Source organism: Vibrio sp. D401a (genome assembly GCF_030248515.1).
GTDB lineage: Bacteria > Pseudomonadota > Gammaproteobacteria > Enterobacterales > Vibrionaceae > Vibrio > Vibrio rotiferianus.
Map to the genome: position 1 here is coordinate 1 of NZ_JAHGAI010000092.1, position 753 is coordinate 753.

A 753-nucleotide genomic window follows, 5' to 3' on the forward strand; every position below is an offset into this window, starting at 1 on the left:
CGATGCTGCCGCATGCCACCTTAATCACTTAAAACAACGCATAGTAAAAATGCCACGCGTTGCGAATCACTCTTAAACAGTTTGTTATACGCACGAACGTTTAAGCCAAGATTTTATGCCAAGCCCTACTTTGAAACCATGATCTTTATGTGCTTTGATGCATTCAAGTCAGGCTTAGACTTGCAGCGACTTGCCACTGAAACCACGTGGAACAAACCGCGCCGCAGAGAACGGACTGACAACACCAACAAACGCTTTTGGAAAGACAATTTCACAATGAGGACTTTCAACAAACTCAATGAAACCACGTGAACTCACCACACCAGAGAAAGCGCCCTTTCAGCAAGTAAATCGACTTTTAGAAAGGCAAAATCACAGAGCTGAATTTCAGCAAAAAGCGCAGCCTGGGCTGACCCCAAACAATCAGCACCAAAGAAGAAAAACATCACACAAACGGCAAGCCGAAAGTGAGCAAAGAACCAACGAAAACTAAGATTGAAACAGGAAAACTTCGACGTACAAAAACCAGAGCTCAACGCTCAAAATCGCGATTTTTGACCTGAATTTTTAGGCTTTCTTCATACAGCGTATAACGCCGCATTAAGGTGTGAGCAACGCTGCCACCATACCACCGTAAACACAAGACCCAACGATGGAATGAAAAATGCCAAGCGTTGGGAATCACTCTTAAATGCTTTGTTATAAATATTTTTATGGGCACATTTGTCTGATTGCATCAAACAACTCGAACTT

1 protein-coding gene is annotated in these 753 nt (G+C 42.9%); it reads left to right on the forward strand.

The genetic code is table 11. From position 1 onward, the window contains the following. Positions 1–298 precede the first annotated feature (298 nt). Positions 299–493 carry a hypothetical protein gene (locus KIV41_RS24520; protein ID WP_061065154.1) on the forward strand — a complete coding sequence of 65 codons (195 nt, stop codon included), beginning with the start codon at positions 299–301 and terminating at the stop codon, positions 491–493. The last annotated feature ends 260 nt before the right edge of the window (positions 494–753 follow it).

What these genes read in the sequence shown, in the direction of transcription:
- KIV41_RS24520 (WP_061065154.1), top strand. Translation starts at nt 299, where the DNA reads ATGAAACCACGTGAACTCACCACACCAGAGAAAGCGCCCTTTCAGCAA.